Here is a 25,482-nt window from a genome sequence, read left to right as displayed (position 1 = left end):
CGACTCTGGGGCCGGACAGAGCCCGCCGGCCGACCGAACTGTTCCTGCGTGCGCGGGGAGCACATGGGCCGAACCCTCACTGCGCACTGACCGCGCACTACGCACGCGGTGCCGCACAGCGCCCGTGCCAGCGGGCAAGAGAAGTCGGTGGAGGGCATGTGGCCTGCTCTGTTACGGTCCTGTGGCCGGCCGCGGGACTCCGGTGCGACTTCCGGAACCTGCCTCTGAAGCAATGATTCGCAGCTCGTGCCCCCATTCCCCGGCCGGCCTCCGCACTCTTGAGGAAAGAACGGGATGGATTCGTACGGGGACCTCGTCGCAGCCGACGATGTGCTGCTCTTCGTCAACGCGGCGATCACCTCCACGGGCCAGCGTGAATTCCACAGCGACGCGGACGAGCAGCGGCTGTCCCTGGACTTTCTGCATGCCTACATGCTGGGCAACTACCGTGACGTGTACGCCGCAGTCCTCGCGCTCGACATCAACGACTACAACGCGGCCCTCATCATCCGGCGCCTGCTGGAGACCACTGGTGAGGCCAGTGCCGACCAGCGCCGCAGCGAGGGCCGTCTGATCGCGTCCCGTCTGGCGACGCTGCCGCCACAACGCGTGTACGGCCTGTTCGATGCCCTGTGCCGGGCCAGGGTGAACAACCGCCGCACCCGCGCGATCATGCGCGACTGGCTGTCCGCCCGCCCGGACCTGGCGTTCGACGCCGTGAAGTACCGCAGCAGCCTCAAGCGAGCCCTGCGCCACGCACACCTGACCCCTGCCACCGAGGAGTTGGGGGCGTTCGTCTTCGCGCCGCTGACCCGCCCGCACTACGCGACTCCCCTCTTGGAGACATGGCGACGCGCGCACTACGAGCAGGCCGCCCTGTATGAGCTCCCCTATACGACGGCCGAGGGCTTCGCCGCCAAGCACGGCATCCCCCGGGATGTCTTCCTGAAGCGCATAGCCCCGCGGATGACCCGCCTGGAGACCTTGCGGTTGCAGGAGTCCGCGCACAAGCGCGGGGCCACAGCGGTACAAGCCGACCTGGCCGGGATGCCGCTGACCCGGTTGGCAACCTATGTGCTTTCGCTGCCGGTCGAGGACCGTCTGCGCCGCCGCGCCGAACTGACCCACGCCCTGGAAACGGCCGCCGACCGGGTGGCCGGCTCCCACCGGGGGAGCTGGGGCAAGGTCACAGCCGTTCTGGACGACAGCTTTTCGGCCTTCGGTTCGGCTCACAAGCGTCGTCGACCGCTGGCCGTGGCTCTGGCCTGCCACCATCTGCTCGCGGCCCTTTCCGGCACCTACACCGGGCTGTGGACGTCTGGGCGGACGGACGCGCTGCTGACGTATCCGTACGGGCCGACGCCGATGGGACGGCGGATTCTCGACGCGTTGGACACCACCCCGTCCCGGCTGGTGATCGTCTCCGACGGATGGGACAACGCACCTCCCGGCCTGGCCGCCGAGGTACTGCGCATCTGGCGGACCCGGCTCGACCCCGAGCGTCGCACCAGCATCGTGCATCTCAACCCCGTCTATGACGCTGCCGATTTCGAGGTCCGCCGGCTGTCCGAGACGGTGCCCACCGCGGGTATCCGTGACGCCGAGGACCTTCCCGCACTGGTGGAACTCGCCCAGTTCGCGGAAGGCCGGACCGGCCTGGCCGAACTGATCACTTACATGGACACCCGTGCGGCCCGCATGCTGAGCGGACACCGGCAGGAGCAGGCGCGATGACCACACTGGACCTGACCGGCCTGGCCACCCGCCCTTCCCAGGTCTGGGGCGCCGTCCGTCTCGTGCCGCTCGTACGGGACGAACCTGTCGACGATCTCCGCCTGGGCTCTCAGCCCTACGGCGATGTGGCCGGAATGGTCGAGGTCGACCCGCACCATGCCTATATCTCCTACATCCCGCACGGATTCGTCGCCACGTGGACCGGTGACGGCACGCCGGCAGCCGCCTACGGCACCCAGCTCTCCACCGACGGCCACGCGGCTCCCGCCGCCACGATGGGCCTGCGCTTCCACCGCGGAATGGCCCGCCGCCAGGCCAAGGACCGGCTGCGGTTCCTTCCCATGCACCTGGCGCTGGAAGGCTATCTGGCACTGCACTTCGGCGGCCCCTCGATCGCCTGGGTGGAGTGGTCGCAGCGTGCCATCCGCCAAGGGCTCTCCCCGCGCGTCGAGGAAGCCTATGCGGGTGCCGAAGTACGCGGACTCGCCGACGCACTGCGGATCTTCGAGATCCATCCCGACCAGTGTGGCGTGATGGTCTACGTCGCCGACGCACTCGCTGCCGCGTTCGCGGTCCCGCATCCCGACGACTACCGGGCACTCCACCCAACGCTCCTGCAGGACCTGTACGGCGAACTCATCCACCACTACGCCACCCTGATGCCGCCGGTGCCGGACTTCCGGGCCCGCATCCCCGACTCGCAGATCCGCTCCCTGGCCCACCTGCGCACGGCAGTTGCCGAGCAGGAACATGCCTGGACGCACTTCCACGACACGACCATGGCGACCGGCCTGCTGGAGCACACGTACACCTGGCAGCCGGTCTACCGGATGGGGCGCTTCACGCTCTCCCGCTTCCTGCCGCCGTTCCGTCCCAAGCAGGACAACCACATCGGTGAGACCATCACCGACGACAGCGGCAGGACCGCCTACCTCAAGACGTTTCGTCTGTCCGAGACCCAGGTCCGTCGCGGTCACCTTCTCAGCAGGCTCGCCGCCAACGACTGGCACCTGGCGAACACCGCATCCGATCTCGGCATCAACGAGAGCCAACTGGGGCTGCGCCTGGAGTCTGCCGGCTTCGGTTACCTGCTGCGCCAGGACGTCTTGGACGGATACCGCAAGCAAGCACGAAACCGGACCGGATGAGGACTCCTTGGCATCCGGCCACAGATCTCGCGCAAAAACCCGTTTGGCGGCCACCGCGAACACTGCTACGTTTCCCAAGGCCGTGCGAGAGATTGAGGAGGTGGTACCCGTGAACGCAGTATCGACATGGGTGCTCCCCTCCGGGGTCACGGTCGGGCGGTAGGTCGTCCGGGAGCGCCGTTGAGCGCAATCCCGAAAGGCACGACCATGCATTTCACTTCTGAACAGCGTCTCGACGACGGTGTCCTCGAGCGCGAATTCACCCTCGGCGAGATCCCCGGCATCCTGTGGACGCCCACGTCCGCATCCGCACCGGCGCCGCTGATCCTGCTCGGCCACCCCGGCGGACTGCACAAGATGTACCCCCGGCTGGTGGCGCGGGCCCGGCACGCTGCGGCGGAGGGCTTCGCCGCGGCCACCATCGAGCTCCCCGGGAGCGGTGAACGGCCCCGTTGGCCCGCCGCCGAGCAGGCCCGAGCCGACCTGCGCCGGGCTCTGGAGGCCGGCGAGCCGGTCGATGACGAGATCATCGACGCCCTCATCCTCCCGCTCGTCGAACAGGCGGCCCCGGAATGGCGGGGCGCCCTGGACGTCGTCCTTTCGCTGCCCGAGATCGGCGGCCCGGTCGGGTACTCGGGGGGAGTGATATCCCTCGGGATCCGGCTGGCGGTGGTCGAGCCGCGCATCTCTGCGGCCGTTCTCTTCGCCGGGAGTTTCGTACCTCGCGCCATGTTCGAGGAGGCCCGCCAGGTCACCATTCCGCTGCACGTCCTGCTGCAGTGGGACGACGAAGGGAACGACCGACAGGCGGCCCTGGACCTGTTCGACGCCTTGGGCACCAAGGAGAAAACCCTGCACGCCAATCTCGGCGGACACACCGGCGTCCCGCAGTTCGCGGGGGACGCGGCAGCCCAGTTCCTCACCCGGCACCTGAAGTGAGGCGGGGCCGACGGGCCACCAGCACACGGTGAGCCGCGCCGGCCACCCGTGCTGGAACTGAAACGGACATCCCCCCTCTAAGCGGATTCCGCCCGGTCAGGCGGAGGCCAGTGCGGAGCCGACCGTGAGGCCGAGGGCGTCGAATGCGCGCTGGGTCGCGGGGGCGAGGGCGGAGCGGTCGACGAGTCCGAGCCGGTGAATGGCGGTGTCATGGGGAACCGAGCACACGCTTCCCACGACGCCGTCCAGTCCGCCGGCCCTGGTCGGTGCGTCCTGGTGCCCGGCCGCCGGCTCCTGCACGTCCGAGACCACCAGGGTCGCCGTCCGTATCAGCTCCTCGTAGCCGTGCTCGGACAGCCAGTCGATCTGCTCGCGGACGGCGTCCAGGTGCTCGTGCCGCGTGGTCGACGTGAGGACCAGGTGGTCGACCCGCCCGAGCAGGGTGCGCAGGCTGTCCTGCGGGGGCAGGAAGGTGCCGCTCGCGTCGACGACCAGCGTGCCGAAGGACCTCAGCCAGTCGACGCCGCGTCGCACAGCGGACGTGTCCAGGCGGACAGGAGTGCCGGCGGGCACCTGCCCGTACAGGAAATGCGCCCCTCGGGAGTCGGTGCGCGTGCCCCAGCCGCGTGCGGGGGACGGCATGTGTCCCTGGCCGTCGGGAAGCCTGGCGGTGACGGACGAGGCGTCTGCCGCGGCGAGCAGACGGTAGCCGAAGACGCCCAGTCCCCGGTCCACCGGCAGCATCAGGACACGTTTCCGCCCGCCGCGCAACGAGCCCGCCCGGGCGGTGAGCACGGAGGCCAGCTGCACCGCCACAGTGCTGCGGCCAGAGCGGGGCTGGGCGCCGATCACCGCGACACAGGGGGCCGGAGGGCCGTCCCGGGGTTCCAGTACCGGTGGCGGAGAGCGGCGCGCAAGGCGCTTCAGCCGGCCCGGGGCCTGGACGGATCCCGGGAGCGTCTCCCACTTGGGTGAGGTGGTGCCGACCGGGGACGCCGTGTTCTGTGCGGCGGACTCCTGGGGTGTGATGGGGACTTGCGGGCCCTCGCGTCTGCCCGTGTGCCGCGGCGGGGTGCGCAGCAGCTTCGCGTCACCGATCAGCTCCAGCGCGGAGGCGGAGAGCCAGGTCCGTAGGGTGGTGCTCTTGTCCAGGGGCGGCAGCCGGTCACGCAGCAGGGCCAGGACCCCCGTGGCCGTGGCGGGTGTCCCGTCCGGTGCGTGCAGGCAACGGCCGATCAGGGCGTGGAGCACCGGATCGACGGACGACGGCGGCGTGGGAGCCGACCAGCATGCCTCGTCCAGGGGGTCGAGGGCGCCGGAGGAACGGCGGTAGTGGGGTGCGGGCCATTCGGCGCCGTGCGCCGCGTGGGCCAGGATCGCGGCCAGGGCTCTCAGGTCGTCCTCGGGGCGTGCTGGGGCCCGGCCCCGTTGTGGCGCCCGGCCGTCGACGGTCGCCCGGTGCCAGCCGACGATGACGGGCTCGTCCGGGGTGAGCAGGATGTGCCGGGGCGCCAGGCGGCCGTGGACGACGCCTATGCCGTGGCTGTGTGCCAGCGCGGAGGCGAGGCGGCGGGCGAGGGCGAGCGTGGCGTCGGTGTCCAAGGGCCCCGTGGCCGAGACCACCTCCGCCAGATGCGGAGCTCTGCCCCCGCCGCTGGCGGTGGCGGGTGAGACGGCGGTCCAGGGGCGGGGGGCGTCCGCCTCGTGGTCGAACAGCATCGGCAGACATGGATGATCGAATCTGCTGAGCGCGTCCACCTCCAGGAGCAGGACCCGGTGGGCGTTCGGCGCGTTGTGTGCCGGGCGGCGCACCGCCGCGTGCACTCCCTCCGGGTTGCGGCCCAGATAGAGGTTGGTGGAGCCCGAGCTCGGTGCCCAGCCGAGCAGGTCGTAGTCGCCGATCCGCTTGGGGTCCTGCGTGGAGAGCTGCTGCCAGGGGAAGGGCGACTGGTCGGCCGTCGCATAGCCCACGTACGGCACGTGCAGGTGGAAGGGGTCCCGGAGGCTTTGCGGTTCCTCCTGTGGAACCGGGGGCGGCCGGTCCCAGTCCGGCACCGCCGCGCCCGTCAGGCCGAGGCGTCGCAGCAGGGCTGACCCCAGCCAGGCGAAGTTCTGGGCGTGCTCCGGCAGCAGATCGGTGCCGTCGGGCCGGTGCAGCCAGGCCGCGAACTCCGGTGCCTGTCCGATGAGTTCGCCGATCAGCGCGGACACCTGGCGGGCCGTCTCGACGACCTCCGCCGTCGGCACCGCCTCCTGGAGGATGTCGCCCGCCTCGTCGGTGAACGAGAAGACCCGCTGGCTGTGCCGGAAGCTCAGAGTGCCCTGCGCCGCAGCCGAGTGCGGGGGCGCGGTCTCGGCCAGCCGCATCAGCCCGCTGAGGAAGACCTCGGCCAGATGCGTCGTCGTGGCACTCCACGGCACTGCCTCCGCGACCAGACGCATCACCGGCACGGTGAGGGGCGCGATGGCCGCCAGGTGCGCCGCGAGCCGGTACGCCTCGGGAGAGGCGGTCCGGCGGAAGTGCCGTACCGCCTCGGCGCTCGACAGCTCGGGACGCCTGGTGTCCGGCCGGGCGGCCTGCGGGTCCCACAGCGAAAGCACGGTGCTCGTGCCGCCGGCCACGACCGCCCGTGCCCAGGCTGCCAGTTCGCGCGGTCGTGGCTCCAGCACCGGAACGGCGACACCGGTGAACCGGCTGAGCTCGGCCGGCAGCAGCGTGTCCCTGACCCGCCACTCTCCGTTGGCCGCGCCCGGGTACGGGACCCGCACCCTCCAGTTGCGGGCCGGCAGTGCCGAACCCGACCACATCCGCGGCGGCAGGGCGTGGATGACGGCAGTGGGTCCGCGCGAGGCCCAGCGGGTGAGCAGGGCCGCCATCGCCCCTGTGCGCCACGCGCGATTGGCGCCGTCCGAGATGACGAGGGTCATGGTGCGCCCCGACGGGTCGTCGGCCACCCCGGGAGGCAGCAGACCGAGTGACGCCCCGAAGGGTTGCGGGGACAACATGGGCGTACGGCCTTCCCGCAGCCTCAGTCCCCAGACGCGGATCTGCCGGAACGCCCCCAACCGCTCGAAGAGCAGGTGCAGTTCGGTGCAGAGCTGCTGCCACAGCAGCATCGATCCGCTGTCGTCGACGATGAGCGACAGATTCAGCCAGCGCTCGCGGGCTGGATGTGTGACGACATCGAGTACGCCGGTGTGCGCGAACCTGGCCGCGGTGGCAGCCTCGTCGATCTCGTGCCGGCGGTGGTCGGGCCGATGGCGTTTCAGCGGACGCAGGGCCCTCGCCGTCGACAGCGAGCCCGACAGCGAGCGCGGCTGCGCGATCCGGATCGAGAGGGCCCTGGATGGCTCCGGTGCCGGCGGGGACTGGGGAGCGGGGCCGTCGGCCTCCGCCTCGTCGTCGGGGCCGTTGTCCGGTGCGGAGCCGCCGTCGCGGTCCTGTTCGTCACCGCTGCCGGGCGGCTCGGGTGCCGAATGCAGTTCCACCGGCGTCGCGTCCTCCGGCGCGGCGGGCGGGGTGTGCGGCACGGGTGCGGCCGGCGCGCCGGCCGTGTCGTCGGAGGGAGGAGCGGGATGCCCGGTGTCCTGGGCCAGGCGTACCGAGAGCGGAGCGTGCTCCCCCTGCGGCAGGCACCGTGCCAGCCACAGTACGTCGGCCAGCTCCTCGGCGGACGGCTGCTCGCCGAAGAGCCGCAGGACGCTGAGGAGCCGCTCGGACATGCCTAGACAGCTCCTCCCAGTTGGTGGAGCACCGCTTCGAGCAGTCCTTCGGCGTCGAGGTCGACTCCGCCCAGACGCAGGTGTGCCGCGTTGAGCAACTGATCCGTGGCCAGTTCACCCGGCGCCCGGCGAGCGAGGAACGTCTGGATCAGATCGTCCACCTGGGGCACCGCTTCCGGGCCGAGGTGGGCGGCGACGATGGCGCGCAGCCGGGGCTCGTCGGGATCGGGCAGGTGCAGGCGCAGACAGCGGCGCAGGAAGGCGGGAGGGAACTCCCGTTCGCCGTTGCTGGTGATCACCACGACGGGAAACTCACGGCAGCGCACGAAGCCCCCGACCACCGGCTGCGGTTCCGTACCGCGGGTGGTGTGCACCAGGGCCTCGTCCTGACCGGCCGGCAGCCGGGACAGCTCAGGGATCTCGAACTCGCCCTCCTCAAAGACCGTCAGCAGGTCATTGGGCAGATCGACGTCCCCCTTGTCCAACTCGTCGACGAGCAGCACCCGGGGCCGGTCGGCGGGCAGGAGCGCGGTGCCGAGCGGGCCGAGCCGGATGAACCGGCCGATGTCCGGCGGCTGGTCGCCCCGGTCATGGCTCAGGGTCGTCTCCCGAAGCCGGCCCACGGCGTCGTACTGGTACAGCGCCTCCGCCAGCGTGGAACGGCTGTTCACCGGCCAGCGCAGCACCCTGCCCAGGTCCATCTCGTGGGCGATGGCGTACGCCAGGGACGACTTGCCGGTGCCGGGATGCCCCGTCACCAGGAGCGGGCGACGCAGATGCAGGGCGGCGTTGACAACATCGATCTGCGGCTGATCGATCAGGTAGGGCCGGTACGGGTCGCTCGGCACCGCACCGGATCGCCGCGGGTCCCGCCGGCCGAACTGCCGCCAGGGTGGGGCCTCGGGCATCCGGACCCGGCGTACCTGCCCGTCACCCGTGAACAGGCGCCAGCCGTCGCTCTCGGCGCTGTGTCGCGTCTCTGTCACATGGGCTCCTCGCCGGTCGGATCGATCCACAGCGGACGCGGGGGCGGACGCGAGGCGTCGTCCCACATCAGGGCGGGCGTGAGCGCGGCGGTCACGGTTCCGTCGCTCTCGGCCAGTGCCCGCGCCCTGTGTCGGCGCACCCGGTGGGGCAGACCTCGCGCCGGTCCGTTCAGCAGGAGGCCGGTCAGTTGGTCGCCACGGGTACCGGCGGGCTCCTGCCGGTCCCAGACGATCACCGGTACGCCGAGGGCCAGACAGACTGCCCGTAGGGCGGCCCGGTGCTGCGGCGCACAGTCGATGATGACGCGGGCCACCGTCAGGTCTTCCTTCAGCAGCCCGTACACCTGCAGCTGCTTGGTGTGCCGCTGGTCCAGGCGCAGCACCGCGCCGTTGTCGAGTTCCGCCCAGCGCGCCTGCCAGTGCCGCAGTGACTCCGGTGCCCGGCGGCGGGCGTCGGGGCAGCGCACGACCACGGCGTACTCCGCGCCCAGGACGACCGGGAGCTCCTCGGGTGAGGACTCGTTGTCCCACTGGTCGACCGGTACGTCCAAGTGGTCCGGGTCGAGCAGGACTTCGAGAAGCGGGACCACCGGCGCGGGCCCGATCGAGACGGTCTCGCGGACGAGGATGCGGTGCAGCAGACGTACCAGCTCCGCGGGGGCGCGCGGCTCGTCCTCGACCAGCACCTGTCGTTCGTCGCCGCCGGTCCCGGCGTCGTACCAGGCCTCGCAGCGATAGGTGTTGGCCGAGCAGGGGGTGAGCCGTACGGTCAGCCGAGGACTGGGCGGCCCTGCGCGCTTGCGCCGCCGACGAGCCCAGCCGGCCGCGTCGGCACGGCGCTCGCCCAGAGCCTCACTGGCCACGCCCAGCCGACGGGCGACCTGCTCGGACCACTCCCAGAAGCGCTGCATCCGGTCCGGCACACAGGTGGCGGCCAGGTACTCCACCGCACGCAGCAGGGCCGGCACGCGCGGCGATCCGTCGGGCACCGGCGCGCTGTCGCCCCAGAACTCCTCGAGGGCCGCGATCAGCCGGACGGCCGTCTCGTCGTCCTCGGCCCGTGCGGCCGCCGGGTCGTACGGCTGCACGGGCGACTGGCCGGGTGCGGGCAGGTCGTCGAAGAGAGTCGTGTGGGGGAGCGCCTCGCGGGCTGCCTCCGGGAAGCGGTCCCGGACGTCCTTGGACATCAGGTCCAGCAGCCAGCTGTGTTCGCGCACGGACAGCAGCCCCGGGACGGTCGCGGCCCGGCCGAGGGCCAGGAGCTTGCGCGCCGCGCCGGGGTCGGGTGCGATCAGCCCTTCCACGAAGCTGGCGATCGCCCGGGGACGAGTGAGCAGGATCTCCACGATGTCGTCGACGGCGGGTACGTCCGGTGTGACGTCGAGGCCGAGTTCCTGGGCCAGCCGCAGTCCGTGCTCGGCCCGTCTGCCGGGGTCGGCGAGAAGATCGGCCACAAGTGCGGTGCAGCTGTGCCGGGTGGCGGGGTCCACCGCGTCGAGCGGCCGCCCGGCGTCCGGGTGGGCGTGCGGGCCGACAGGAGATGCGCCGGACCCGGCGGTGGTGCGCTGCCCGTCGACCGTACCGAGTTCGGCCTGCACGGTCTGCCAGGGAAGGACGATGGTCCGGCGGGTCACCTGATGGGAGTGGAAGGGCCCCGGGGGCGGCTCCATGACGCCCAGGACGACGCCCACCGCGGCCCCTTGCTCCTCGCACCACAGAGGGCCACCGCTGTAGCCGGGGTTGATGGCCGCTCCCCGCAGCGTCGAGTCGACGAAGCCGACCAACTCGTCGCAGGACTGGACCGAGCCGTCGGCATAGCTGAACGGCTGGCCGCTGCCGTGCCAGGCCCGCACCTCCTGGCCCTCGACCATCCGGGCCCAGTTCATGGGCCGTACCGGCGCCGGGACCCCGGTGGTCAGTTCGAGGAGCGCGAGATCGCCGTACCAGAGGAACTCGCCGGTCCGCGCGGGCTGGGGGACGCCGCCCGGTACGGCGCGGCGGGCCGGGATCCATCCGACGGTTCGTGCAGGGATCGCCGCACCGGGAGCGGCGTAGGGGAACGCCACGCCGACGGGGGTTCCCGCCGGCTCGTCCTGGGCGAACAGGTCCCGGCCCAGCGCGTCGTTCACCACGTGGGAACAGGTCAGGACCTGGCCTTCGCCCAGATAGACACCGCTGCCGACGATCTCGCCCCGAGCGGCATCCAGCACACTGACGAGGGACTGCCGTGCCCCGGCAGCGGCCGCGCCCCCCGCGCGCAGCCAGCGGCGGCCCTTAACCCGCATGAGTGCCGGAAGCGGATCCGGGGAGGGAGGGGGCGGACGGGGCAGCGGTCCCCGTGACCGGTGCTGCTGCGCCCGACGATGCGGGCACGGCAGGCCTCGGAAGTCGCCAGTTCGCGTTGATCGTCATCGTGGCCTCGCCGGTGGCGCCGACGATACTGAGCTTGAGGTCCGCGCCGACGCGTACCCCGAAGCCCACGGACAGCTCGTCTGGCGCATCCGGCACGGCGGCGACCGTGTCGTGAACGCGTTGCAGCAGGGGGACGAGGGGAGCCAACAGCGCGTTCAGGGCTCCCTCGGCGGCCGCCACGACCCGGGCGCCCCTGGCCACCGGACGGGACCTGCCGAAACCGGGCACGCTCTCCTGGCCGACGGCTTCCTCCTGCGGGCCTGCGTGTGCGGACGGGAGGGCGTCGAAAACCTGCAGAGCCAGAACCGTCCCGTCATCGAAGGTGAATTCGACGAAGTCTGCCACCCTGTCAGTCTGCCCCAACTGCGCCCGTTCAGCGGCCGTTTCGCGAGATCTGATCGTCTTCCGCGGCAAGGGCCCGTGCGCGCCACGCCGTCTCTCGCGGCGCTGGACCTGCAGCGGGAGCGGCTCCGGGTGCGGGGCTACCGGAGGACGGCAGCGACGGAAACGGCGGCGCGCGAAGACATGCTCTCCGGCCGTGATCGAGCGGATCAAGAACGGCACCTTCAACTGCGCGACGAACGGTCGCTTCACACGCGGGTGCCCGTCAGGCGCATGAACGCGGGGCAGGCGCGGGGCCACCGCCCCGGCGCCGGATGTATGGTTCGGCGCCGGGACAGTGTGGGCTACTTGCCGAGGACGAGGGTGTTGTTGCACCCCAGGTCTGAGCCGAGGCTGGTGTTCTGCGCGCCAGGTGACCCCTTGCCGTTGGACTGGTTGCCCTGCCGGCCGTTCTCGAACCCGGACTCGCCCTGTACGTCGACGTTCTTGTCGGCCGTTGTGCATGAGGTGCTCTGGTTGATGAGGACCGTCTCGCTCTCTCGACCGTGGTGCCCGCGCCCGTGTCCGTGCCCCTGTCCGTGGGCGTAGGCGGTGCCGGTGCCGAGGAGGCCGACGGTGCCGAGGAGGACGGCCACGACGGTGGTCCTGTGAGGCTTGCGCATGTCTTCTCCGAGCGTTGGAGCGGACGCGTACGCGATCCGCCACGTCATAAGGTGACGAGAGGTTAATGTGCAAATGCCTGCTATGTACTCGTCGGCACGCCGGATCGTCCGATCAACGATCGCGGACGTCAGTCCGGTGGCCGACCCAAGTGCCCTGTGCGGTCAAGGCATCACGGGGACGAACGCCGACGTAGGCGCTCCGCGCGGAACCACCCATGTGGCTGTGCCGCGAGAGAGAGGCGGCACGGGTCATGCGGCGCTGAACCAGGAACACCGGGGAACCACCCTGCGGCATCGATGAGTTGGCCCTCATGGCGGCGTATCTCGATGAGTCGTGCGCCGCGTACGACGTCTCTCGGTTCCGTGTGGCGGGCTGACGATCACACTTACCCCGGATCGGTTGGAGCCGTACTTCGTTGCCGGGCGCGTCGGCACGTACCGGCAACGGCGAACGCCACGGGTGAGACAGCAAGTCGAGCGCGCAAAGGAACCCCCCTTGAGATCGAGCAAGTGCAGGGGAGGCTTGGGTGCGGTTCTGCGATCCCGGACGCGGCGGCGGCCCGCGAAGGCCGTGCGACACCTACGCCCGGGGCGTGCGGTGGAAGGTGGCCCGGTAGGTACCGGGGCGGTGGCCGGTGTGGCGGGCGAAGAGGGCGGCGAAGGTGCCGGGATCCTGGTAGCCGACGGCCGCGGCGATGGCGGCGACGGTGCGGTCGGTGGTCTCCAGGAGGTGGCGGGCGCGACGGACCCGGGAGGCCTGCAGATGGGCCAGCGGGCTGTGTCCGGTCTCTTCGGCGAAACGGCGCAGCAGTGTGCGGGTGCTGACCTGGAAGGTGTCCGCGAGTGCGGCGAGGTCGTACCGCTCGGCGAGGTTCTGGTCGAGCTGCCGCATGACCTGTTGGGAGAACTCGCGGCCGGGCTGCGGGAGGAGTTGCGGGTCGACGTAGGGGGTCTGGGAGGTCCGTGCGTCGTCGAGGAGCGCCAACCGCGCCGTGGTGCGGGCCACCCGAGTGCCGTTGTGGCGGCGGATCAGGTCCAGCGCGAGGTCGTACATGGCGCTGAAGGCGGCCGTGGTCGTCACTCCCGTGTCGGTGACCACCAGGTGCTCCGGCCGCACGTCGGCGTCGGGGCAGCGCCTGGCCAGTTCGCCGGCGTGCAGCCAGGAGGTGGTGGCCCGGCGTCGGTCGAGGAGCCGGGCCTCGGCGAGCAGGAACGCGCCGACGCAGAGGGAGACGACGGCGGTGCCGGCGGCGGCCTGCGCGCGGATCGCCGCGATCTCGGGGGCGAGCCGGGCGAGCCGCGCGTCGAGGTCCGTGTCCGGGCGCAGTTCGAAACCGGGGACGACGAGGACGTCGACCTCGCGCAAGGGGCGCACGTCCAGGCTCGCGCCGCCCGAGGCGGTGACGTGACGTCGGGGCGAGAGAACCGACACCCGGTAGCCGGGCGCGTCCGGTCCGGCGACATGTCCGGCCATCGTCAACAGGTCAGGGACGCCGAACACTTCGGAGGCGAAGCAGCCCGGGTACGCCAGGACCCCGACCCGCAGTTCACCTCGTCCGTCGCGTGGACTCGCACCGTCCTGCGTCTGCCGCGCCGTCGTGTCCATCGCCCCCATGCTCCTTCATGCCCCCGACGCCGGGTCGCCGGCCGCGCACCGCTCGCCTGCCTCGCGGGTGGCGAGATTACCCCTGATCTTGGCGATCCGGCCCCTCACCGGCGGCCGGCCCCGGGGCCAGGCTGGTCCCATGAGCGACGACGATCCGATCACCGACTTCACCCGCCGGAGCGTGGCCGTCAAGGGGGTGGGGAAGACGGTCTACGTGGCCGGAGCCGGGCCCGCGGTCGTGGTGCTGCCCGAGATGCCGGGCATCAGTCCCGACGTCCTGCGGCTCGCGCGCTGGGTGCGGGACGCGGGCTTCACCGTCCATGTGCCCTCCCTGTTCGGGACGGACGGCGCCTTCCCCACCGTCGAGGGCGGCCGGGAGGTCGTCCGCCGCGCCTGTGTCAGCGCGGAGTTCCGCGCCTTCACCGGCGGCGGCACCAGCCCGGTGACCCTCTGGCTGCGCGGCCTGGCACGCCAGGCCCACGCCGAGTGCGGCGGGCCGGGGGTGGGCGCGATCGGCCTCTGCTTCACCGGGAACTTCGCCCTCACCATGGCCCTGGAGCCGGCGGTGATCGCCCCGGTGGTCAACCACCCGTCGCTGCCGCTCGACGACCCCGGCGGACTCGAACTCGACGCGGCGGACGCGCGCGCGGTGCGTGACCGGCTCGACCGCGACCAACTCACCGTCCTCGCCTACCGCTTCGAGGGTGACCGCTGGTGCACGGGGCAGCGCTTCGCCGCCTACCGCGCGCTGCTCGGCGACGCCTTCGACGGGCGCGTCCTGCCGGACAGCGCCGCCAACCCGGCCCCGCCGCCCTTCTTCGCCGACCTGGTCGGTACCCCGCACAGCGTCGTCACCGCCCATCTCGTGGACGAGGCGGGCCATCCCACGGTTCGGGCCCGCGACGAGATCCTCGCCTTCCTCACCGAGCGCCTGCACCCGCACGGGAACCGACCGCTGCCTGCCCTCTGACCGGGCCCTGGTCCGAGGGACACCGCCACGTCGCCGCCATCACCCTCGCCGGCGCCCTCGTCCGGCTCGACCGTGATCGACGTGAAGCTCCGCAGGGCGGGGATGAGGCGGGGGCCGGTGATGACCGGCTCCACACCTCGTCCGGAGCTCGGTCGGGCGGGGACTGCGTCGCAGGGGAGAGGGGGGTGTCTGGGCTTCGAAGGCAGCGTCCGGGAATGGGCGCTCGGGTTGATGGCGTCGGGGCCGATGTGTGCGAGGACGACGGCGGCGTGGATACGGCGGAGATTCAGCAGGGCCGGGAGGCGTTCTGCGGGCGAGCAGGCGGGAGCGTTCCTCGGTCCGCGGCTCTCAGGAAGGAGCCGCAGTGGTGCCACGGTGGAGATGGGTTCTGCGTGCGGGGCCTGGGCGGGAAGGTCAGAGAACAGGTCGGGCCAGGGGGTTTCACCGGCCGTAGTTGGCCTGGCCGGGGGCGCGAGCAGGCCGATCATGGATGAGTACACGCCGCAACAGCCACGCGTGCCCCCAAGGCAGAGAGTCCCGCGGTGAGTTCTCTTGCGCCGGGGTGGTATTGCCGCCTCGACTGGCCGGCAGGAGGTGGCGCGCCCCGTGGACGGTGACGAGATGGCGGGCGAGGACCGAGCCGAGGGTGCCGGTTCCGCCGGTGATCAGGACGGTGCCGTCGGGGTCCAGGATGGTGGCGTCGGTGCCGTGCCCTGCCCGCATGGAGTGCTGGTGTGTTCCGCCTGTCGGCGACGCCTGCCGTTGACGTGGGCGGGGATGGCTTTTGCGGGCAGGTGGCCAGGCGGGGGAGACAGGTGGTGTCGCCGCGCAGTGCCCGGCTTCCGCCCGCTGTCGTCCCCCGACAGGGCCAACGTCGAGGCAGCCGGTGAAGGACTGTCGTCGTGAGGCGGCTGCGTTGCTTCTGGTTCAGGCGTTGATCAGGACGATTTTCCCGTCCGCACGACCGGTCTCGCCGAGGTGGTGTGCCTGCACGACTTGGTCGAGGGGAAAGGTGTGCACCTGGGGGAGTGAGAGGCGTCCGGTTTCGATGAGCTCGCCGAGTTCGGCGAGTACGTAGAGGGCTCGGCCGTCGTCTCCGCGGCTGAACGTCACCTGGTGCTCTTGGGCGCCGGCGAAGTCGGCGAGGGTGACAACATGCTTGGGGCTGCCGGCGAGGTCGATGAGGTCGGGCAGCACCCCGCTGCCGGCGACGTCGAGTGCCCGGTCGACGCCGTCGGGCGCCAACGCGCGGACCTCCTTGACGAGGGTCTCGCCGTAGGCGACGGGCTCGGCTCCCAGTGTTCGCACGTACGCGTGCCTCGCCCGGCTGGCAGTTCCGATCACCCGTGCACCGCGCGCCACCGCGAGCTGGACCGCGGCGCTGCCGACGTTTCCCGATGCGCCGTTGACGAGGAGCAGGCTGCCGCTGACGACGCCGAGCCGGTCGAGCCCGCGCGCGGCCGTCTCGACCGCGGCCGGCAGCGCGGCAGCCTCGGCGAAGCCGACGGACGCGGGCAGCGGCGCCCAGAAGGACAGGACCGCCAGCTCGGCCTGGGCGCCGCCTTGCTCCGACAGGCCGACCACACGATCGCCGACGGCCACGTCCGTGACGTCCTCACCGACCTCGTCCACGACGCCCGACGCCTCGTATCCCAGCGTCTGCGGCAGCCCCTCGTCCATCAGGCCGGCGCGCTTCTTCCAGTCACTGGCATTGACGCCGGCGGCGCGTACCGCGATGCGTACCTGGCCGGGGCCCGGGTGCGGGTCGGGAAGGTCCACGATCTCCAGGACCTCAGGGTCTCCGAACTGGCTGAACTGGACTGACTTCATCATGGACTCCGATCCGAACGGCAGGCTGATGGGGCGGCGCGCCGCAGGAGTCGGCGGACGTAGAGGATCCTTCGCGAACAGTGTACGTCACGAACAGCGTACGTAACGAACAATGTTCGTTTAAGATGGGATGGCAGCCGCTCGGAGTGCTGCTCCTGCTCCCCTCCCGGAAGGCGGATCCCGATGCCCCCCACCCGCCGTCGTTCTACCCGCGACCGCCCGGCCAAGGCGCCGCTCAGCGAGAAGGCCGTCGTCGACGCAGCCCTGGACATCTTGAAGTCAGAGGGACTGGCGGCCGTGTCGATGCGGCGGGTCGCCGCTGCCCTGGACACCGGGCCCGCCTCGCTGTACGTCTACGTGGCCAACCGCGAGGGCCTGCTCCACGCCATGCAGGACCGCATCTTCGCGATGGTCGAACCCGAGACGGTGGATCCGGCGCACTGGCGGGATCAGCTGCACACGCTTCTGGGCCGCCTGCGCAGTGCACTGGCGTCCCACCCCGGGATCGCCATGACAACCATGGCCGAACCGCCGAGGAGCGAAGCGAGCCTGCGCCTGCTGGAGAATTTGCTGGCCATCCTCCTCGCAGGGGGGCTTGCTCCCCAGGACGCGGCATGGGCCACCGACATTCTCGCGACCCTGGTGAACCACGCGGCCATCGAAGCCGAAGCACGACCTGTCGGCCACCACGACCAGGCCGAGGACCTCTACCGGCACTTCACCGCCCAGTCGCCCGACATATTTCCCCTCGTCACCGCTCACGCCGCCGAGCTCGTCGCAGGCGACGCCGAGGAGCGGTTCCGTCTAGCCGTCGACACCGTCATCAACGGCTTCCTCGCCGGACCGGTTTAAGTCATCGGCTGACTGTCCTACCGCGCATCTGCGTGTGGACGCCTTCGAGAACGACTGAGTCCAGGCCGATTCCTCCTCGTCACGGTCCTGGGGCGCGTCCGGATCGCGGAAGGGGTACGAGCCCCTGGCCAGTGCCGCTGGCCTTGATGTCGAACAGGTAGCGGCCCAGGAAGGTGATGTGCCGGTAGCGGGGTGAGCCGGGCGACGCCCTCCTCCTTGCTGCCGGGAACCCTCGGCGCGGAGGTGAGCGAAGGCGGCGGCAACTCCATTGCGATGGCAAGCACTTGGGGCAGGCGGAACTCGGTTCGGGGCGTGGTGCTTGGGCGATGCGCGGGACGGTGTCGGCCATGGCCGCGGCCCGTTCCCACTCAGCCGGTCGTTGGTCCGCTCGGCCATGGCGAGCGCCTGCCGCGCGTCGCGGTGGGACGCGTGGCCGGATACCGGACGTCCCCGGGGGCCGGTGCAGTGCGCTGGGCCTGCGGCGCGCAGGCGCCCGTAGTCCGTCTGCCACATGGTGCCGATGACGATCACGGTGGGGTGTCGAGGAGCAGCCGACGGAACGTGTCCGCGGTCAGCGGGGCGGGGCTGGTCAGGAAGTCCGGTAACTCGTCGAGGCACAGCACGCTCCGGGCTGGGTCACCGGCGGCCGGGGCATCGACTGCGGCGCCGTCGGCGGGGTATCACCAGTTTCCAGTCCTGTACGACCGTGAGCAGCGCCTCGTGCGCGCTGCGGGTCCTGCCCACGGGGGGCGTGCCCAGGAGGAGGAACCCTCCGCCTTCCTTGGCCCTGGGCGAGGGCCGCGCATGATTTCGGGTCGGTGTCGCGAGGGACGTATAACGGCATCGGCTGCGAGGCCGCCGCCTGGGTCGGGATGACCCGCCTTCGGTATCGGCCCGCGCTCGCCGGGCTCGGTGCCCGGTGAGCACCGCGTTGCTTGGCGGAGAGGGCAGGATTCGAACCTGCGTGGACTCCATGAGGGGTCCGACCTTGAGGCGTGCTCGCTGGTCCCCGATCAACCACTCCGGGCACCTCTCCTCGTTCCCGACCCCCGGAGGCGCCCCGGGGTCGTTCACGTGAAAGAGAGTGGCACGGGCCTCTGACAAGGGACTGACGTGCCCCTGATGGGGTTCGCTGGGCCGCCCCCCACGACGATCAAATCCGGCGCGGCTGTGTGCTTCGGTCGGCAGGACGGTTCCATTCAACGATCGAGGGTCGGCAAGTGCCTGACGCGCGGAGCGGGTTCCTGCGCGGGCCGGACACGCTGGCGAATTGTCGCTCAAAGTAACGGCGTGGTATCACGTTGGCTGACATCATCAACTCCACTCGCGGCAGCTCTCGAGCACAGGTGGCGGCGAGAGGGCTGAGCACTGGTGTGCCATGTGCCGAGAGAGGGGGGCCTCTCGGCATCCGCACGCCGGCGGCGGTCCGGCCTGTCCGTGGAACCGTCTTGGGGGCGGCTGTCGATGAGTTGGCTTCACCACACCTGGCTGGCTGAGTACGTGTTGCCGGCTGCCGTGAGCGCGGCCATCGCGTGGGTGGGGCTGGCCCGCGAGTTCTCCGGCAAAGGACGGCTGCTGGGCAGCTGGGCATCCTCTTTCCTGATGCTGCTCGTGCTGGCACTGATGGGCGGGGTGGCGGCCGGCGCGGTGGTGCTGCTGCCGCACGCGGCGTCGATTCCTCCGGTGATCGCGGGCGCCGCGACGGGGGCCACCGCGCTGCCCCGGCGCAGACAGGACGAGACGGCGCAGCCGTACATCAAGTTCATGACCCTGGGCATCGCCCTGGTCAGGGAGCGGCTGGTGCAGCGCGTCCACCTCGACGCGTGTACCTGGTCGGACCGCTTTCTTCGCGGTATCGAAACCTCCGCCCAGCTGAGGGTGTTCGTCCACGATCTCAAGCTGTACCTGCTGGAGCGGCATCCGCTCGCCGCCGAGACCAAGACGATCAACGCCATCTACACGGAGGTGGAGACGGCGATCGACGTGGCGCTGGACGTTGCGACAAGCATCGACGAGGCCTGCCGTCAGGCCGGGCGCGAACCGACGGATGAGGAAGTCGTCGCCCGCCGCCAGGCGTTCGGCACGGCACTCGCCCAGTGCGGTCACCTGCTGCGCTTCGCCTACACTCACGGCCGCCGCAGCGAGAACGAGGAACTGAAGACCCTGCGCGTGAAGGCGATGTCCAGCGACGCGTTCCACCATCCGGCTCTGCCGCCACAGCGCCGCTGGTACGAGCGCTGGCTTGCCCGCTGACACAAGGCGGTCCAGCCGTTGAGGGGACGACTGTGCGGCACACGCGCCAGTCCCAGGTCAGTGATGGGCGGGATGCCCGCTGCTCTGGATGGGTGACGAGCCCGTGCTGCGGCGGGCCTTGGTGTCCGGCGACTGCCCTCGGGGACAGAAGGTGATCTGGACGTCGGCGTCCAGCGCCTCCGCAACGGCGGCGAGGGTGCGCACGGTCAGGTTCGCATCGCCGGACATGATCTGGCTGACACGTCCTGGACTGACGCCCATGGCCGCGGCCAGGTCGGAGCGGGTCTTGCCCTGCCCTGCCAGCACGCCGGCCAGGGAGGCCGTCGCCTGCCGCGCTATCCGGGAGGCCGCTGAGGTCGTCCGGCTCTCGTCACGGGCAAAAATGCCCATGATTCACCCCCAACTCATGGAGAAGCAACCCTCGTTGCCACTCCATCAGCATGCCACCTTTAGCTCTAGCTAAAAACTCAGTTGATGAAAAATCTACGCCGAAAACCCCCGACCCGAGGCGCTGACCTGCGCTGGTCCACTGTGGAACTGACGCAAAGTCACCCGGTCGGCTCAGTGTCGGCCTCCGGTCGATGGCGACCTGTGCCGCACCAGTACGGGGCGGACTCGGCACCGGCTTCTTCCTGAGCGGATACCGTGTCATTCCGTCGGCCGTGGCTGGCGGGGCACTGCGCCGGCGAGCAGTTCGCGCAGGTCCGGGAACGGGCGGCCCGGATGATCTCCTCGGTGGCGACGCTGCAGCGGCCGTGGGCGCGGGCGGCGGCGACGCCCTCTTTGGTGCCGGTGACGACGGGTTCGCGAATGAACTCCGCGAGCGCGGCGATGACACGGAAGACGAGCCGGCCGCCGGGCACGCCTTCGGCTCGGGACGGAGCGCGTCCCTCCCGGACTTGTCGTCCGCGAAGATCTTCCGGCGCCAGACGGAGGTGAGCGCGTCGAGTTGCCGCTCCAGATTCTGACCGCCGCTCGACACCCGGGTACCCGATCTTGATCTCATTGCGCACCAGCAGCTCGGCGACGAGCGCGGCCGCGTCCTGCGCCGGCTCCTGAGTGGTCGTCATGGCCCAGAATGCGAAATCCCCTTGCGCAATGGTCAAGAATCGTTGACCATTGCTGCATGCCTACCGATGATCTTCCCGAGACGTTTCACGTCACCACGGACGAGCAACTGCGCGCCGTCTCCAATCTCACGCGCCACCGGATCATGGCCGTGCTCCGCTTCGAGCCGGCGACGATTACGCAGATCGCCGAGCGGGTGGGCCTTGCGAAGGGGAGTTCCAGCTATCACGTGCGGTTGCTGGAGCGGGCCGGCTTGGTGAAGGTGGTACGGACGCGGAAGGTGCGGGGGGTCACCGAGCGGTACTACGCGATGGCCGCGCGGGCGATCGTGCTGCCGGATCGGGGCGAGGGAGAGCCGGATGTGCTGATGCGGCATGCGGTGGCAGACCTGGAGGCGTCGCCGGTGGATGGCGAGCGGCACGTGCGGATGGCGCATCTGCGGCTCACCGAGGAGCAGTTCGCGGAGCTGGGGGAGCGGCTGCAGGCACTGGCGGACGAGTACCGGGAGCTGTCCGATCCGTCGCTGCCGGACGCGTCACTGGTCTTTGCACTGTTCCACCCGGCATCGCGCGAGCAGGCCGAGGGAGACGCCGAGTGACCACGGAAATCCGGAAGTTGCCGACCGGCTTCGGAAGGCTGTGGACTGCGCAGACGGTGTCCTCGCTCGGTGACGGGGTGACGCATGCCGCGCTGCCGCTGCTCGCGTTGACGTTGACCCGGGATCCGATGGCGCTCGCCGCCGTCACGGCCGCCGGGACGCTCCCGTGGCTGCTCTTCGGGGTACTAGGCGGTGCGCTGGTGGACCGCTGGGACCGCCGGCGCACGATGTGGGTCACGGACGCGGCGCGTGCGGTGCTGCTAGCGATACCGGCGGCAGCGGCCGCGCTCGACGTGCTGAGCATTCCACTGCTCGCGGCCGTCGGCTTCCTCCTCGGCCTCGGCGGGCTCTTCTTCGACACGGCCGCCACGGCCTATCTGCCGGATCTGCTCGGCCGCACCCCCGCCCTCCTGGAGCGAGCCAACTCCCGCCTCCGCGGCACCCAGACCGCCATGTCGGGCTTCGCGGGGCCGCCTGCGGGCAGTGCCCTGCTCGCGGTCGGGCGGGCGGTGCCGCTGCTCGCCGACGCCGTGTCGTTCGCGCTCTCCGCCCTGCTCGTACGGTCGCTTCCCGCCATGCCCCGGCCCGTGCCGGAGATCCGCGAGTCATTGCTTCGGCAGGCGCGGGCCGGGGCGTCGTACGTCTTCCGGGACCGGGTGCTGCTCGGCCTCGCGCTGCGCCCGGCGGTCGGGAACATCGCCTTCCTCGCTGTGGAGACCGTACTCGCCCTCTTCGCGCGCGACCGCCTCGGCATCGACACCTACGGCTTCGGCCTGCTCCTCACGGCGGAGGCCACCGGCGGTCTGCTCGGCGCGGGCATCGCTTCCTTCCTCGGGCGACGACTCGGCACCGGCGCCGCACTGACCTGCACGGCCGCAGTCGAAGGGCTCGCCATCCTGGGCCTTGCCGCTTCCCCGAACCCGTACGTCGCCGACCTCGCGCTCGCCGTCTGCGGAGCGGGAATGGGCGCCACCATGGTACTCGGGCCCTCCCTCCGGCAGTCGATCGTCCCTGCCCACCTGATGGGCCGGGTCGCCTCCACCTCCCGCATGCTGGCCATGTGCGCCGCCCCGTTCGGGGCCTTCCTCGGCGGCTGGCTGGCCACCACCTACGACGTACGCACCCCGCTCTACGCCGCCGCCGTCCTCCTCCTGGCGATGACGGCCGTCACGGCATCCATGACCAGCAATCGCCGGGTCGAAGCGGCGCTGCGCGCTGCTGCCCCGGCCGCCGCTCCGGATCACCCGGCATCCAAGGATCCCGCCCAGGAGAGTGCACCCGACTTGTTGTGACGCCTGCCGCGAAGGCATCACAACAAGTCGGGTGCCAGGCCCCCGCGGGGCGCGACGAGTGGCCGGGCGGGTCGGGTGTGCCGGCCGTCAGTCCTTTCGCCATGAAGTCGGCCACGGCCGCCACGGCGTCGGACACGCTACGCGTTCGAACGACGCACGGGGGAGCAGCCGATGTTCGACGGACGTCTCAGCGCGACGCTCGGCTCGGCGGCGGTCCTGCTGGCCACGCTCACCGCCTGCGGCCGCAGAACTGCCACCAGGTGCAGCAGGGCACCGAGACCCACCGCAAGGAGAGCCAGATCACCTACTGCTGACTTGGGTGCCGGGGCTGCCTGGGCCCGTTCGGTGTGGCCGGCATCGGCAACGACGGGATGACCCCCGCGAGCAACGTGTACTTCGACATCAGCATCAACGGCGCCCCTCGGCCGGCCGGATCGTCTTCAGCCTCTTCGACGAGGTCGTCCCGAAAACCGCGAGAAGTGAAGTAAGTGGCGCAGCCATGGCGTGAGAAAAGGAAGGCCAGGGCTGACGACGCGAACCGTGGAGCAGCGGCTGAATGCCTACGTCACCGCCCTGATGGACGCGGGATGAGCCAAGCAGCCCTGGACGCGAGCACGGTGGCGAGCATCAGGCCCGGCTGCCACGCGCCGTAACAGCTCCCCGAGATCTGTGCCACAGCACCGTTCTCGGTTCTGGCACAGACTTCGGGGAGCGGTGAGGACTCTCCGCGGGCGGGTATTCGAGGGTGAGTCGCTCAGCACGGTCATGTCACCAGCGAGATGCATTTCCGCCGCATGCACGCCGCCCAGGCCGACTAGGAAATCGGTGCGAGCTCGCAGATGCTGGGCAATGGCACAGCAGATGGGAACCGCGATGCCGTCAGGAGCCACCATCCGCGTGTACCCGGCATGCGGATAGCACGACAGGGCCTCATCAATCAGCCCCAACGCAGTGACCCGTGCCGCCGGGTGACCTTGCTGGACGATGTCCAGAAGCAGCGGGGTCGCAACCACAGCCGCTGGGAACACCGCGGCGCTGTGGCCATGAACAATTCCACCGCCGCCGCGCCAAGAGCCGGCCTCCGCCACCTGCACCAGGCTTGCTGCCTCGGCCAGGGCACGTAGACCACCAGCGGCACGATCCGGCTCGTACCAGTCGGGATGGCCGGTATGGCACCCCAGGCCACCGCGTCGATCTCATCCGGCACGGCCGCATCCTCACATCTGGCCGTGAGGCCGTCAGCCGCAGGAGCCGGCCTGGGGGCCGTCGACCTCCTTGCCGACGTGGAAGTCCCAAGTGCCGCTGTACGCCGCGCAGTCCCTCGCGGCCCCGTTGCTGTACGTGATGTGGAGAAGCGACGCGGCGTACCACCGATCCTCGTTGTTGGCGTGGACATAGATGGCAGGAGAGGCCACCGAGGGTCCGTCGAGGGAGCCGACCACCCCGCTGGACTTGCCGTCGCCTGCCCACAACTCGCCCTGGATCCACGTGCGGACCCAGGCGCCGGTGATGCCGGGATGAGCATGGGTGCGGAACCAGTTGTTCCAGGTGAACACCGAGCGGGTGTTGCCGCAGTAGTCGTACTCCACGCTCACCCAGCCGGCGTTGACCCAGTTCCCGTTGCCGTCCCTGACCTGCTCGTTGGCGACGCTGCCCTCTCCCGTCCAGTTGGGGGCGCAGCGGGCCGTGACGGCCTGGGCCGGTGCGGTGGCCGCGACTGCGCCCGGCACCGTCAGAGCGACCGCCAGAGCTGTGTTACGCAGGATCTTCCTGATGCGCACGATGGTGTCCCCTCTCATTGTCCGTCAGGTCGCCCACGGCGAACTTCGGCTCGGATCGACCTTGCCGGGAGGGCGGGGTGAGAGTCGAATGATTCGAACAGGTTCGACAAGATCGCAATGAGAAGCCGGGGGACCGTGTGATCAGGATCGAACTGGGCCCGGAAGGGCTGGGCCGCACCAGGTTCGCGCTGTCACCGCTGAACGTCGCGGCCGACCTGCTCCACGCACTGAGACGCAACCCGCAGTCGGTCGACAGACCCTGGCAGGCTCGGGCGGGAGAGGCCCTGCGGACCCGGCGGCTCTGCTTGCTCGCCGTACTCGGCGGTGGCGGACCGCATGGCTACGCACCCGATTTCGTGCGTCCCCAGCCCCCCGCCTTTCACACCAGCGTGGACAGCGCCCTGCACCAGGTGGCCACCACCTCGACCGAGCGGATCCGGTACGAGCTCACTCTGGCCCTGGGCGGCCACTCCTGGGACGACACTCCCGCAGGCAGGCCGCCGCGCCTCCTCCTGGAGGCCCTGCAGCGAGGCGAAAAACACCTCGCCCAGCGGATCGCCGACGAAATGGCGCAGTTCTGGCAGCTGGCCTTCGAGCCTCACTGGCCCCGCTTACAGACCCGGCTGGAAGACGACATCGCCGCCAGAGGCACCGCCATCGCCCGCAACGGGCTGACCCATGCGATCAACCAGCTGAGCCCCGCCATCACATGGCGGGACGGGGGGTTGGACTTCCACACCTACGGCCCTCACCAGCTGAACATCGACGCCGACGCGGTGATCCTCGTGCCCTGCCCCGTCCTCCCTTGGGCACTGTTCTGCGGCGGTGACCCCGACGACACCCCCGACCCACGTGCGCCATGGATCTGCTACCCGAGCCTCATGCCCGCCTCCGCGTCGCCTTCACTCAGCGAGGAACTGATCGGCAACACCCGAGCGCGACTGCTGGCCGAACTCGCCCGACCCCGGACCACGGGGGAACTCGCCCAACGGCTCCATCTCAGCCGGGCAACCGTCTCCTACCATCTCCAGATCCTGCACCGCGCCGGGCTGCTCGACCGCAGTCACCACTCCCGGCACGTCTTCTACGCGCTCGCGTCGGGGGTCGACGGCCAGCCTGCGGGTGTGTCGTCGCCGAAGAGAAGCACGTAGAGGTGGGTGCGCCGTCTGCACCGAACCCTGGCCGCCGAAAAATGGAACATAGCGGGGCAACCGCGCTTCCTCATTTGCCCTCTGAAAGGTTGCCATCGATGAGCTGATACGGCGGATGCGCGCCGAGGAACAGCT

Annotated in this window: 19 protein-coding genes and 3 pseudogenes; 10 read left to right on the top strand and 12 right to left on the bottom strand. The window is 70.6% G+C overall.

Annotated features, from left to right (window positions below):
- Nucleotides 1-294: 294 nt before the first annotated feature.
- From ACFYZB_RS20650 to ACFYZB_RS20640, 3 genes are all read left to right on the top strand, one after another.
- The gene (locus ACFYZB_RS20650) at nt 295-1,734 is read left to right on the top strand and encodes a hypothetical protein (protein WP_388760456.1); all 1,440 of its coding nucleotides are present in this window, start codon (nt 295-297) and stop codon (nt 1,732-1,734) included.
- The gene (locus ACFYZB_RS20645) at nt 1,731-2,882 is read left to right on the top strand and encodes a hypothetical protein (RefSeq protein WP_388760453.1); all 1,152 of its coding nucleotides are present in this window, start codon (nt 1,731-1,733) and stop codon (nt 2,880-2,882) included. The genes ACFYZB_RS20650 and ACFYZB_RS20645 overlap by 4 nt, the downstream gene beginning before the upstream one ends.
- A 207-nt stretch (nt 2,883-3,089) precedes the next feature.
- Entirely contained in the window at nt 3,090-3,821 is a 732-nt protein-coding gene (locus ACFYZB_RS20640; protein ID WP_388760450.1) for an alpha/beta hydrolase, read from the top strand.
- A gap of 96 nt (nt 3,822-3,917) precedes the next feature.
- Here ACFYZB_RS20640 and ACFYZB_RS20635 read toward each other — a convergent pair whose 3' ends face one another.
- From ACFYZB_RS20635 to ACFYZB_RS20610, 6 genes are all read right to left on the bottom strand, one after another.
- Nucleotides 3,918-7,544: an SAV_2336 N-terminal domain-related protein gene (locus tag ACFYZB_RS20635; protein WP_388760448.1), complete on the bottom strand. Its 3,627-nt coding sequence runs from the start codon at nt 7,542-7,544 to the stop codon at nt 3,918-3,920.
- Between the two features lie 2 nt (nt 7,545-7,546).
- Nucleotides 7,547-8,452, bottom strand: coding sequence for an AAA family ATPase (locus tag ACFYZB_RS20630; RefSeq protein WP_388760818.1), 906 nt, complete (start codon nt 8,450-8,452; stop codon nt 7,547-7,549).
- A gap of 74 nt (nt 8,453-8,526) precedes the next feature.
- Nucleotides 8,527-10,815: a trypsin-like peptidase domain-containing protein gene (locus ACFYZB_RS20625; RefSeq protein WP_388760445.1), complete on the bottom strand. Its 2,289-nt coding sequence runs from the start codon at nt 10,813-10,815 to the stop codon at nt 8,527-8,529.
- On the bottom strand, nt 10,805-11,287 hold the full coding sequence (locus ACFYZB_RS20620) for a CU044_2847 family protein (protein ID WP_388760443.1): 483 nt from the start codon (nt 11,285-11,287) through the stop codon (nt 10,805-10,807). The genes ACFYZB_RS20625 and ACFYZB_RS20620 overlap by 11 nt, the downstream gene beginning before the upstream one ends.
- Before the next feature lie 341 nt (nt 11,288-11,628).
- Complete coding sequence (locus ACFYZB_RS20615) at nt 11,629-11,946, bottom strand: hypothetical protein (protein ID WP_388760440.1); 318 nt, start codon at nt 11,944-11,946, stop codon at nt 11,629-11,631.
- Nucleotides 11,947-12,526: 580 nt separating this feature from the next.
- Nucleotides 12,527-13,552 carry a GlxA family transcriptional regulator gene (locus ACFYZB_RS20610; protein ID WP_388760437.1) on the bottom strand — a complete coding sequence of 342 codons (1,026 nt, stop codon included), beginning with the start codon at nt 13,550-13,552 and terminating at the stop codon, nt 12,527-12,529.
- A gap of 139 nt (nt 13,553-13,691) precedes the next feature.
- Here ACFYZB_RS20610 and ACFYZB_RS20605 point away from each other — a divergent pair, with 139 nt between their 5' ends.
- Nucleotides 13,692-14,522, top strand: coding sequence for a dienelactone hydrolase family protein (locus tag ACFYZB_RS20605; RefSeq protein WP_388760434.1), 831 nt, complete (start codon nt 13,692-13,694; stop codon nt 14,520-14,522).
- A gap of 496 nt (nt 14,523-15,018) precedes the next feature.
- On the opposite strand, the pseudogene ACFYZB_RS20600 reads toward ACFYZB_RS20605, so the two are convergent.
- Nucleotides 15,019-15,212, bottom strand: a pseudogene (locus ACFYZB_RS20600) (KR domain-containing protein); the annotation flags it as partial.
- 237 nt (nt 15,213-15,449) lie between these two features.
- Nucleotides 15,450-16,352, bottom strand: a complete 903-nt coding sequence (locus tag ACFYZB_RS20595) for an NADP-dependent oxidoreductase (protein WP_388760432.1) — start codon at nt 16,350-16,352, stop codon at nt 15,450-15,452.
- A gap of 183 nt (nt 16,353-16,535) precedes the next feature.
- Here ACFYZB_RS20595 and ACFYZB_RS20590 point away from each other — a divergent pair, with 183 nt between their 5' ends.
- Entirely contained in the window at nt 16,536-17,204 is a 669-nt protein-coding gene (locus ACFYZB_RS20590) for a TetR/AcrR family transcriptional regulator (protein ID WP_388760429.1), read from the top strand.
- A gap of 936 nt (nt 17,205-18,140) precedes the next feature.
- Here the strand turns inward: ACFYZB_RS20590 and ACFYZB_RS20585 are convergent.
- Nucleotides 18,141-18,240, bottom strand: a pseudogene (locus ACFYZB_RS20585).
- 500 nt (nt 18,241-18,740) lie between these two features.
- Between ACFYZB_RS20585 and ACFYZB_RS20580 the strand changes: the two are divergent.
- The gene (locus tag ACFYZB_RS20580; protein ID WP_388760426.1) at nt 18,741-19,457 is read left to right on the top strand and encodes a hypothetical protein; all 717 of its coding nucleotides are present in this window, start codon (nt 18,741-18,743) and stop codon (nt 19,455-19,457) included.
- Nucleotides 19,458-19,514: 57 nt separating this feature from the next.
- Here ACFYZB_RS20580 and ACFYZB_RS20575 read toward each other — a convergent pair whose 3' ends face one another.
- Both ACFYZB_RS20575 and ACFYZB_RS20570 read right to left on the bottom strand, forming a co-directional pair.
- Nucleotides 19,515-19,847 carry a helix-turn-helix domain-containing protein gene (locus ACFYZB_RS20575; RefSeq protein ID WP_388760423.1) on the bottom strand — a complete coding sequence of 111 codons (333 nt, stop codon included), beginning with the start codon at nt 19,845-19,847 and terminating at the stop codon, nt 19,515-19,517.
- 158 nt (nt 19,848-20,005) lie between these two features.
- The gene (locus ACFYZB_RS20570; protein ID WP_388760420.1) at nt 20,006-20,527 is read right to left on the bottom strand and encodes a hypothetical protein; all 522 of its coding nucleotides are present in this window, start codon (nt 20,525-20,527) and stop codon (nt 20,006-20,008) included.
- Nucleotides 20,528-20,583: 56 nt separating this feature from the next.
- Between ACFYZB_RS20570 and ACFYZB_RS20565 the strand changes: the two genes are divergently transcribed.
- The 3 genes and pseudogenes from ACFYZB_RS20565 to ACFYZB_RS20555 form a co-directional block, all read left to right on the top strand.
- Nucleotides 20,584-21,123 (top strand): ArsR/SmtB family transcription factor, encoded by a 540-nt coding sequence (locus ACFYZB_RS20565; RefSeq protein WP_388760417.1) that lies wholly within the window; start codon nt 20,584-20,586, stop codon nt 21,121-21,123.
- On the top strand, nt 21,120-22,415 hold the full coding sequence (locus ACFYZB_RS20560) for an MFS transporter (RefSeq protein ID WP_388760414.1): 1,296 nt from the start codon (nt 21,120-21,122) through the stop codon (nt 22,413-22,415). Before ACFYZB_RS20565 ends, ACFYZB_RS20560 begins: the two co-directional genes overlap by 4 nt.
- Before the next feature lie 488 nt (nt 22,416-22,903).
- A pseudogene (locus ACFYZB_RS20555) lies at nt 22,904-23,006 on the top strand (aminoglycoside phosphotransferase family protein); the annotation flags it as partial.
- Between the two features lie 647 nt (nt 23,007-23,653).
- On the opposite strand, the gene ACFYZB_RS20550 reads toward ACFYZB_RS20555, so the two are convergent.
- The gene (locus ACFYZB_RS20550) at nt 23,654-24,196 is read right to left on the bottom strand and encodes a hypothetical protein (protein WP_388760412.1); all 543 of its coding nucleotides are present in this window, start codon (nt 24,194-24,196) and stop codon (nt 23,654-23,656) included.
- Nucleotides 24,197-24,333: 137 nt separating this feature from the next.
- Between ACFYZB_RS20550 and ACFYZB_RS20545 the strand changes: the two genes are divergently transcribed.
- Complete coding sequence (locus ACFYZB_RS20545; RefSeq protein ID WP_388760409.1) at nt 24,334-25,347, top strand: ArsR/SmtB family transcription factor; 1,014 nt, start codon at nt 24,334-24,336, stop codon at nt 25,345-25,347.
- Nucleotides 25,348-25,482 lie beyond the last annotated feature (135 nt).

The sequence above is a fragment of the Streptomyces sp. NPDC001852 genome (assembly GCF_042891825.1).
In the GTDB taxonomy this organism is placed as follows: domain Bacteria; phylum Actinomycetota; class Actinomycetes; order Streptomycetales; family Streptomycetaceae; genus Streptomyces.
This window is presented reverse-complemented; position numbering and strand designations above follow the sequence as displayed.